The 9,231-nt window shown below is 34.8% G+C and carries 8 protein-coding genes and 1 rRNA gene; 6 read left to right on the top strand and 3 right to left on the bottom strand.

Going from position 1 to position 9,231, the window contains the following annotated elements:
• Window positions 1–222 precede the first annotated feature (222 nt).
• Window positions 223–334: ribosomal RNA gene (gene rrf, locus IEV57_RS19060) — 5S ribosomal RNA — on the top strand.
• Between the two features lie 584 nt (window positions 335–918).
• Here rrf and IEV57_RS19055 read toward each other — a convergent pair.
• Entirely contained in the window at window positions 919–3,189 is a 2,271-nt protein-coding gene (locus tag IEV57_RS19055) for a helix-turn-helix domain-containing protein (RefSeq protein WP_188444632.1), read from the bottom strand.
• A gap of 128 nt (window positions 3,190–3,317) precedes the next feature.
• Between IEV57_RS19055 and IEV57_RS19050 the strand changes: the two genes are divergently transcribed.
• From IEV57_RS19050 to IEV57_RS19030, 5 genes are read left to right on the top strand one after another with little or no spacing between them, the layout of a single operon-like run.
• Window positions 3,318–4,025 carry an SDR family oxidoreductase gene (locus IEV57_RS19050; protein WP_188444631.1) on the top strand — a complete coding sequence of 236 codons (708 nt, stop codon included), beginning with the start codon at window positions 3,318–3,320 and terminating at the stop codon, window positions 4,023–4,025.
• A 14-nt stretch (window positions 4,026–4,039) separates the two neighbouring features.
• Complete coding sequence (ispG, locus tag IEV57_RS19045) at window positions 4,040–6,010, top strand: (E)-4-hydroxy-3-methylbut-2-enyl-diphosphate synthase (protein WP_188444630.1); 1,971 nt, start codon at window positions 4,040–4,042, stop codon at window positions 6,008–6,010.
• A 51-nt stretch (window positions 6,011–6,061) separates the two neighbouring features.
• On the top strand, window positions 6,062–6,253 hold the full coding sequence (locus tag IEV57_RS19040; protein ID WP_188444629.1) for a DUF6728 family protein: 192 nt from the start codon (window positions 6,062–6,064) through the stop codon (window positions 6,251–6,253).
• 20 nt (window positions 6,254–6,273) lie between these two features.
• Window positions 6,274–6,627: an MmcQ/YjbR family DNA-binding protein gene (locus tag IEV57_RS19035; protein WP_188444628.1), complete on the top strand. Its 354-nt coding sequence runs from the start codon at window positions 6,274–6,276 to the stop codon at window positions 6,625–6,627.
• Window positions 6,624–7,577 (top strand): ABC transporter ATP-binding protein, encoded by a 954-nt coding sequence (locus tag IEV57_RS19030; protein ID WP_188444627.1) that lies wholly within the window; start codon window positions 6,624–6,626, stop codon window positions 7,575–7,577. Before IEV57_RS19035 ends, IEV57_RS19030 begins: the two co-directional genes overlap by 4 nt.
• A 4-nt stretch (window positions 7,578–7,581) precedes the next feature.
• Here IEV57_RS19030 and IEV57_RS19025 read toward each other — a convergent pair whose 3' ends face one another.
• Window positions 7,582–8,712: a DEAD/DEAH box helicase gene (locus IEV57_RS19025; RefSeq protein WP_188444626.1), complete on the bottom strand. Its 1,131-nt coding sequence runs from the start codon at window positions 8,710–8,712 to the stop codon at window positions 7,582–7,584.
• A gap of 263 nt (window positions 8,713–8,975) precedes the next feature.
• On the bottom strand, window positions 8,976–9,231 hold a 256-nt coding region (locus tag IEV57_RS19445), incomplete at its 5' end, for a hypothetical protein (RefSeq protein ID WP_229744576.1).

Genomic DNA, 9,231 nt, shown 5'->3' with positions numbered 1-9,231 from the left:
CTAATTGCCCGAAAACTTACCAATGGTCTACACACTCAATTTTCTGCACACTTGTTATGAATTAAGATATAAGGCTTGCCCCGAAGAATTTCGGGGAGGTAAGACACAAGATACAAGACTTGATGTTTTAAACTCGATACTTGATAAGAACTTAAAAACATTAATCTCGAGAGAGAGCCTGTTGAATTTATTGGAATATCCATATAAAGAAAACAGAAAGATTTAGGCGGCCTAGCGCAGGGGTCCCACCTCTTCCCATCCCGAACAGAGAAGTTAAGCCCTGCAGCGCCAATGGTACTGGGGTTACACCCGGGAGAGTAGGTCGCCGCCACATTATTCAGACCCTTTGGTTCAAGCCAAAGGGTCTTTTTGCGTTTAATACCTTTAGAGATAGGAGACAAGAGATGTGAGACAAAAGATACAAGATACAAGACTTGGCTTCTCTGCGAATGATGCTTTAACGCTTAAAACTTATTAAACTTTTTAACCTAATCACTCAATTAACGCTTAACCTTTTATCCTTTCCTATATGAAAACAGATGACATGGATTTGATGGGTGGGCTCTGATTTAAAAGACATATAAAAACCTAATCAATCAGCATCATCCTCGTGGCGATTAAAAAAATAAACTCCTTAAAGCAGTCAAAGACTGAATTTGTTAAGGTCTAAGACTAACTCTTGAAACAGGTCAAGCAAAAGTTCATTAATTAACATTTAACCCTTAACTTTTTTATAGCATATAGATTAGGTTGGTTTATTTTGATAGTTTGGAGTTGAATTCAATACACCTGCCTTTAAAATCCCAAAAGCCACACTATCTTTTTACCGTTTTAACTCCTTCCCCAATTCACCAATAATTCAATTAAATGATTTGAAATTAAACATCTTTAATATCAAACTTTACAGCTTACTTCAAATCAGTCTCTTGCAATATGGGCTGATACCATTTTGAGGGTTCCGAAGTCATATTTTCCAGGATGCTTTTGTCGAATAATTGCCAATTCACCGTTTTCGATTTCTAAAAGAACAGATATTTCATTTACCAATTCTTTAGACAAGTGATTAAATATATCAACCTTGCCAGCTGTGATTCCCTTTGCAAGGTGACCTTTGATTGTTGATTCTGCTAGTCCTCGGTATTTTGCAATTTCTTCAGTACTTTTTCCTTCTTGACTTAAGGTGAAAGTAACCTCGTAGGTCTCTCCTTTTTCTAATTTTATACTTGGGCTTTCTGATTTTTTCTTTTTCCTTCCCGTTTTATTAGTAGCGAATTTTGGATTGTCCTTTGCTGCCTGCTTGGCTTCTTGAGCTAAACTTATTCTTAATTGAATTAGATTTCTATTGATTGACTCCATTTTACCAATCTCTTCTCCATTTAATATTGCTGGTATCAAAAAAGTTACTTTCTGGAGTTCGCTTAATTTTTTTAAAAGTATAATTTCGATTTCAGCAAGTCCTTCCAAGTAGGTTTGGGTTTTCGAAAACCTTTCTACTTCTGCAGCATGAAGCATGAGTTTTTTTAATAAATCTTTTAAAAGTTTAAAGTAATACTCACTCCCTTTCTCTAATCTATCCATCAAATGATTCTCTTCATTTGTTTGTAAGAGATAGAGCAATTGACGTTGAAATTTATAAGTATTTGAATCTTGATCTGATACGGATTGAAGAATCTCTGGAACTGCTTTCTGCATTTCCTGATCTTCAAATTCCATACTGCTGTCTGCATCCTTTAAGAACGCATGAAAGTTTTCAATGATTTCACTAAAATCAAATGTTTTGATCAGTAATTTTTGTATATAAATTTTCTGATTTTGATTTAAAACATCTTCAAGGGGTGCTTGGTGCACCGTAGTGGCTTCTGTAAAATTTACTGCATCTCGATCAGCACTTATAATATGTGATTGAATTCTGCTTTTTAGAGTTAATCCATCCAAACTACGCAATCTACTCAGAGCAACGTAAACTTGACCAGGGGCAAATGCTTGGCCAATATCAATGATGGCTTTATCAAATGTAAGCCCTTGGCTTTTATGAACAGTTACTGCCCAGGCTAATTTGATTGGATATTGCTCAAATGTTCCTATGACCTCCTCTTGAAGTTCTTTGGTTTCATCCTTAATAACATAGCGCTTATTCTCCCAAGTTTCCTTTTTTAGAATGTATTCCAAGTTATTTCCCGTCATTACAACCTTGATTTCATCATTCTCAATACTTTTCACTGTAGCCATCTTTCCATTAAAAAATTCTGAAAATCCACTGCTATCATTTTTTATAAACATGATTTGAGCCCCTTCTTTAAGCTCAATTGTTTTTGGAATGGGATATAGGTTTTCAGGAAATTCTTTTTCGACCTTGGCTTCAAAGAAATGTGATTTACTTTTCAATAAGGCCAATTCCCTTTGATTGTGAGCTTCAGCTTTATTATTGTGCGTGGTAATGATGATATTATCTTTGAGTTTTGAAATTTCCTTTTCGGTTTTGAAGAATCTATTCAAGAAATCAATATCAGCTTTAGTCGTTTTATTTTCTCTCAGGTTATTGAGGATCTGAATAAATTGATCATCTTTTTGTCTAAATATTTTGTTTAGCTCTAGATAAACTAAGCCTGAATTTTGAAGTGATTTGGCTTCGAAAAAATGCATGCTTTTATAGAATTTCCCTAAAACCTGCCATTCGTAATCCTTGACAATTGGAGGAAGCTGAAAAAGGTCACCAATCAATAATATTTGAACACCTCCAAATGGTTCTTCGAAATTTCTTTTGACACTTTTCATGCGATAATCGATTGCATCCAAAATATCTGCTCGAAGCATACTAACTTCATCGATGATAAGTAATTCAACTGATTTGAGTACCTTTTTTCGTGTACTGTTCAAAGTGTGTTTCCTTCCAAGGCTGTATTGTGTAAAGAAATTCCCGCTATTTGTGAAGTTCCCTTCGGGTTCTCTTGTAGGTAGAAATGACCCAAATGGTAAAAGAAATTGAGAGTGTATGGTAACACCTTTAGCGTGCAATGCAGCAATCCCTGTGGGCGCTAGAATAACATAGCTTTTATGGGTTAGATCAGCCAGATTTTTCAAAAAAGTTGTTTTTCCAGTTCCCGCTTTTCCAGTTAGAAATATTGGACTATTGGTACTATTAATAAAATGCGCAGCTAATTCTAGTCTGTCAGTGCTTTCAGTCTCCATAAAATTAAAATTACTACAAAATTGAAAATAGGTAGAGTAATAAACGGATAAGTTCGTAAAGTTTTTAAAAAAATGTAACTTTGCTTCCATAAGATAGTTGTCATACTAACTATTAAACAATGAAATAAATGTCAAAACATATAGTAGTAACAGGTGGTACAAAAGGAATCGGAAGAGCGATACTTGAGAGGTTTGCAAAGGAGGGTTTTTCAGTTTCTACATGCGCTAGAAATGAAAGAGATTTAGAAAATCTAAAATCATATTTCAACTCAAAGTATCCTAGTCAATCCATTTTTACGATGAAAGCTGATCTGTCAAAAAAAGAGGATGTAATTTGTTTTTCAAATGAGATAAAATCAAAAATGGGATGCCCAGATGTTATAATAAATAATACCGGAGTCTTTTTACCAGGAGCTATTCATTCAGAACCGGATGGGAACTTAGAAATGATGATTCAGACTAATTTGTATTCTGCTTACTATTTAACGAGGGCCTTTACACCAGAGCTTATTGCAAAAAAATCAGGACATATTTTTTCTATTGGATCAATAGCAGGGCTCACAGCATACGCAAATGGGGGGAGTTATGCGATTTCTAAATGGGCCATGTTAGGCTTTACCAAATGTTTGAGACAAGAATTGAAAGATTTTAATATCAAAGTCACATCAGTATTACCGGGCGCTACCTTTACAGCAAGTTGGGAAGGTGTAGACATTCCGGAAGAGAGATTTATGAAATCAGAGGATGTAGCAGAGGCGGTATGGGGAGCTTATAACCTTTCTCCCAACTCTGTTGTTGAAGAAATAGTAATCAGGCCGCAGTTAGGAGATTTATAATTATTTTAGAAGCGATGTCATTAATTGATCAGATTAAATATTGTAATAGCCTTACTTCTTATTCAAGAAGGAAAACAATTCCTGTAAAAGTTGGAGATGTGATTATTGGTGGGGATAATCCCATTGTAATTCAATCTATGACTACTGTGGATACCATGGATACATTAGGCTCCGTTGAGCAATGTATCAGAATGATAGAAAGTGGTTGCCAATTGATTAGGATTACAGCTCCAAGTATGAAAGAAGCTGAAAATCTTCAATTGATAAAAGATGAATTAAGGAAAAGAGGATATTCTACTCCATTAGTTGCAGATATTCATTTTACTCCAAATGCTGCAGAAATTGCTGCAAAAATTGTAGAAAAAGTCAGAATCAATCCAGGTAATTATGCTGATAAAAAGAAATTTGAAGTCATTGACTATTCTGATGAAAGCTATCAGCAAGAATTAGATAGAATAAAAGAGCGATTTCTCCCTTTAGTGAAAATCTGTAAGGAAAATGGCACTGCAATGCGAATTGGTACAAACCATGGGTCTCTTTCGGATAGAATCATGAGTCGCTATGGCGATACGCCATTAGGGATGGTTGAGTCAGCTTTGGAGTTTTTGAGAATTTGTGAGGATGAGGGATATTATAATATAGTCATTTCGATGAAATCTTCCAATACGCAAGTGATGGTGCAGGCTTATAGAATGTTGGTTCAAAAACTTGATGAAGGCGGATTTAAAGCCTATCCACTTCATCTTGGAGTCACTGAGGCGGGAGATGGAGAAGATGGAAGAATCAAATCAGCAGTTGGAATTGGTACTTTGTTGGAAGATGGTTTAGGTGATACCGTTAGAGTTTCTTTAACCGAAGACCCAGAGTTTGAAGCCCCTGTTGCGCAGTCTTTGGTGGATAGATATCAGGGAAGGGAAGGACATTCAGAGATTCAAGAAATAGAAAGTTATCCGATAACACCCTTTGAGTATAATAAAAGGCATACGATTGAAGTGTTTAATTTTGGAGGGGGGAATGTTCCTAGAGTGATCACTGACATTTCTGCAATCAATCAAGTTCAACCCAAAGAAATGAAGCAAGTGGGTCATTTCTATCTTCCAGAGTTAGATAAGTGGAAAATGAATGATCAAGGAGCTGATTATGTGTTTTCGGGATCGAATCCAATTCCATTCATGCTTCCAAATGGGATGAAAGAAATTCAAAACTATTCTGTTTGGCAAAAATCAGAGGATCGAGAAAATAAATATCCTGCATATAACCTTCACGAATTAAAGACTGCCACCGAATTCCATTTTGGTTTAAACTTTTTAATGATTTCAGATCTTGAAACCGAGGAAGCTATTGGATTTATAAAAGACCGAAAAGATCTTGTTATTATACTTTCAAGTGAAAATTCACACAATTATGCGGCATTGAGAAGAGCTTTTGTTACAATGATTGAGAATGAAATTCATCTTCCAGTAGTGATCAAAGTTTCTTATGTGCAGCAATCTCAAGATAAAACGATGCTCCATGCGGCGACAGATGTAGGCGGTCTATTAATAGATGGTCTTGGAGAAGGTGTTTTACTTGATTTATCAAATTATACTGATCAAAATCGAGAAACTATTCTAGACCAGATCAAGTTACATAACTCCATTAGTTTTGGAGTCTTACAAGCTGCAAGAACTAGAATGTCAAAGACGGAATACATTTCTTGCCCATCGTGTGGGAGGACTTTGTTTGATCTACAAGAAACTACAGCGATGATTCGTAAAAGAACAGATCACTTGAAAGGCGTAAAAATAGGAATTATGGGCTGTATAGTAAATGGGCCTGGAGAAATGGCTGATGCAGACTTTGGTTATGTCGGTTCGGGAAAAGGTAAAATTACACTTTACAAAGGAAAAGAGGTTGTTAAGAAATCGGTCCCATCAGAAAAAGCAGTGGATGAATTGATCGAGATCATTAAAAAAGACGGGATGTGGATAGATCCAGAGGAATAGCATAGCAATTTAGAAAAGGTATATCTCCACTTCCCAATAAAATAAATTATCATGGCAAATAGCAGATTAAAAGAGTTCTTTCAATTAGGTGAATTGGGTAATTACTTTGTAAGAGTATTTCAAAAGCCGGATCCGAATAAGAAAAATAATTTCAGTTTGAGGATGATGCATGGCATCAATAAGATTTCGATTTTGATGTTCTTGGCAGCAGTTCTTATTTGGATTGCCAAAAGGTTATTTTAAAAGTATTTATAAAATCATTTATGGATATTGGTTTCTTTAGAGAATATTGTCTTTCAAAAGCAGCTGCCTCCGAAGAAACACCTTTTGATATAAATACACTTTGCTTTAAAGTTGGAGGAAAGATTTTTGCGATAATAGATATTGAGCTTTTTGAAAGTGTGAATTTGAAATGTGATCCTGAATATGCCATAGAGTTGAGGGAATTAAATCCAGCAATTATTCCGGGATTTCATATGAACAAGAAACATTGGAACACTATTTTTTTCAATAAAGGCTTGTCTGATAAATTTATTCTTGAGTTGGTTGATCATTCTTATAACTTAGTATTTCAAAGTCTCCCTAAGAGAATTAAAGATAGTATACTATTAACATGACTTATTTAAAGATCAGCTCTATCAACAAATCATTTGGAGAAGAAAAACCAGTTCTAATGAACTTTTCTTTGGATATAGACAGGGGGCAAGTCATTTCCTTGGTTGGGGAAAGTGGTTCTGGGAAGAGTACGTTATTAAGAATTATTGCAGGACTAGAAAATAAAAATTCTGGAGATGTTTTTTTAGAAGGAGAACAAATCCTAAGCCCAAAAGAAAAATTAGTCCCTGGTTATGATGAAATACAATTGGTTTTCCAAGAATATCAATTATTTCCAAACTCCACAGTTGAAGAAAATATCGGAAGGCCATTGATTCGATATGATAAAAAGTATAAAAAGCAGAGAATTGAAGAGCTTTTAAAGCTTTTAAACTTAGAACCTTTCAGGAATAAATTGCCTAGGCAATTATCTGGAGGTCAGCAACAAAAAGTCGCGATAGGTAGAGCTTTAAGTTTGGAACCTCAGGTACTCCTGCTTGACGAACCATTTTCAAGCTTAGACACCATACAGCGAAGAGAGTTGATATTTGAGCTTAAGGAAATATTTCAAAAGCTTCAAGTAACTGTTGTTTTTGTAACACATGATTTGGATGATGCGCTACAGATGACAGACTCCTTAGTCATCATGCATCAAGGCAAGCTCATTCAGCGAGGGTCACCTGAGGATATTTTTGAAAAACCCAAAAATATCTACGCAGCAAAGCTTTTTAGTCATTTAAATTTAATTCCTGAAAAGCCTAAGACATATGTTAGACCATCTGATGTACAAATATTTAAAACTACTGGATTACCCGCAAGAGTAATTGAAAAACAATATCTTGTTCACTATAATCAGCTTACTGTTTCCTTAGCAGATAAATCAGTTTGGAAGGTAGAAGACAAAAATCGTGTATTTGAGATTGGTGATCGCGTGAAATTGAAATGGGATGAGAAGAAGGAATTGTCTTTTTGAGAAATTAAATGATGTTTTCTGAATCAATTAATTCCACCCATCTCTTCATTTTTTTCTGAATCACTTTAAAGTGATGCTTATCTTCCTCTGTTATAAGTGAAATGGCTTTACCTTCTGAACCAGCTCTACCCGTTCTTCCTATTCTATGTATATAGTCTTTTGGAGATCTTGGGAGTTCGTAATTAATCACATAAGGCAAGAACTTAATATCGATCCCTCTTGCTGCTAGGTCAGTAGCAACCAATATTCTTAAGGTGCCATTTTTGAATTGTTTCAATGCTTCAGTTCTTCCTCCCTGACTTTTATCTCCATGAAAAGCCATTGCCTGCATTCCATTTTTAACCAATTTGGCTGTTAAATTATCTGCTGTCCTTATAGATGATGTGAAAACAAGCACTTGTTGCCAGTTGCCTTCCTCAATAAGATGTCTTAGTAAAGGGCCTTTCTTTTCTTGCGAAACCAAATAGGCGGACTGATCTATAAGGTCTGGTGTTATTTCTTCAGGTTTGATCTCTATTTTTATAGGATTTTTTAATAGCTTCTCTATTAAGCCATTTATAGCATCTTCCTTTGTTGCAGAAAATAAGATGTTCTGTCTGTTTTTTGGAAGCCTTGATAGAATTTCATCTATTTCTTCTTTAAAACCAAGATTCAAAACCTTATCTGCTTCATCTAGCACAAGAGTTTTAAGGTCACTTATTGATATAGCATTTTTAGAAAGCAAGTCTAACAATCTTCCTGGTGTTGCCACTAAAATATCTGTCCCATTCAACTTCATCATTTGAGGGTTGATTGATACACCACCAAAAACTGCTTGACTTTTTATTGTTCTGGATAAAAATTGACTAAAAGTTCTAATTACTTCTTCTACTTGCGCTGCCAATTCCCTTGTAGGGACGATAATCAAAACAGGGATACTTCTTCCTTTATTGATAGCTGTTTGCTGTAGCTTTTCTAGAATTGGGAGAATATAAGAAGCTGTCTTTCCAGAACCAGTTTGAGCGATACCTAATAAATCTCTTTTTTGTAAGATTGCAGGGATTGCTTCTAATTGAATTGGATAAGGTTTATTGTAATTAGCTTTATTTATCGCTTCAATAATTTGAGGTGATAATCCCAGTTCTGAAAAGTTCATAATTCTTTTTTATGCAAATGTATACTTTATTTTTAGGAAAGGTTTTTGAAAATCTTGATTTCTAATTTGTAAATCTTCTAAATGTCTTCAAGTTCAATTAGATTACTATCTCATTAATTTGTCACATTATTAGTCGAATTATACTTGCTTAATATTTTGAGGATGATAGCCTAATTTAAATAGGAGGTGAAAGAAAAAATAGATTTCTATTTTTTCTTTCACCTCGTTAAAACTTTTTAGGGTTGATAATCAGTGCAGTTTGTTTAGGGAGTAAAAAACTTTGTTGATGATGTCTTGTAAATCGGGAAAAATGTTGCAGTTTTGCAATCCCAAACGAGGGCAAAGCGATTGAAAAGAGGGGTTAGCGAAAAGAATTTTAAGATTTTTATCACTTCTTTTTTGTGGGATAAAAAAACATTCTTACCTTTGCAAACCCAAGAGTAAAACGGCGACAGAAGAGTTGTTGACAAGACACCGGAATGACGGTGTACAAGTTCATTGAAGTATTGTAAGACGAAA

Origin of the sequence: Belliella aquatica (assembly GCF_014637795.1) — a bacterium.
GTDB classification, from domain to species: Bacteria; Bacteroidota; Bacteroidia; order Cytophagales; family Cyclobacteriaceae; genus Belliella; species Belliella aquatica.
This window is presented reverse-complemented; position numbering and strand designations above follow the sequence as displayed.

What these genes read in the sequence shown, in the direction of transcription:
- IEV57_RS19055 (WP_188444632.1), bottom strand. Translation starts at nt 3,189, where the DNA reads ATGGAGACTGAAAGCACTGACAGACTAGAATTAGCTGCGCATTTTATT.
- IEV57_RS19050 (WP_188444631.1), top strand. Translation starts at nt 3,318, where the DNA reads ATGTCAAAACATATAGTAGTAACAGGTGGTACAAAAGGAATCGGAAGA.
- ispG (WP_188444630.1), top strand. Translation starts at nt 4,040, where the DNA reads ATGTCATTAATTGATCAGATTAAATATTGTAATAGCCTTACTTCTTAT.
- IEV57_RS19040 (WP_188444629.1), top strand. Translation starts at nt 6,062, where the DNA reads ATGGCAAATAGCAGATTAAAAGAGTTCTTTCAATTAGGTGAATTGGGT.
- IEV57_RS19035 (WP_188444628.1), top strand. Translation starts at nt 6,274, where the DNA reads ATGGATATTGGTTTCTTTAGAGAATATTGTCTTTCAAAAGCAGCTGCC.
- IEV57_RS19030 (WP_188444627.1), top strand. Translation starts at nt 6,624, where the DNA reads ATGACTTATTTAAAGATCAGCTCTATCAACAAATCATTTGGAGAAGAA.
- IEV57_RS19025 (WP_188444626.1), bottom strand. Translation starts at nt 8,712, where the DNA reads ATGAACTTTTCAGAACTGGGATTATCACCTCAAATTATTGAAGCGATA.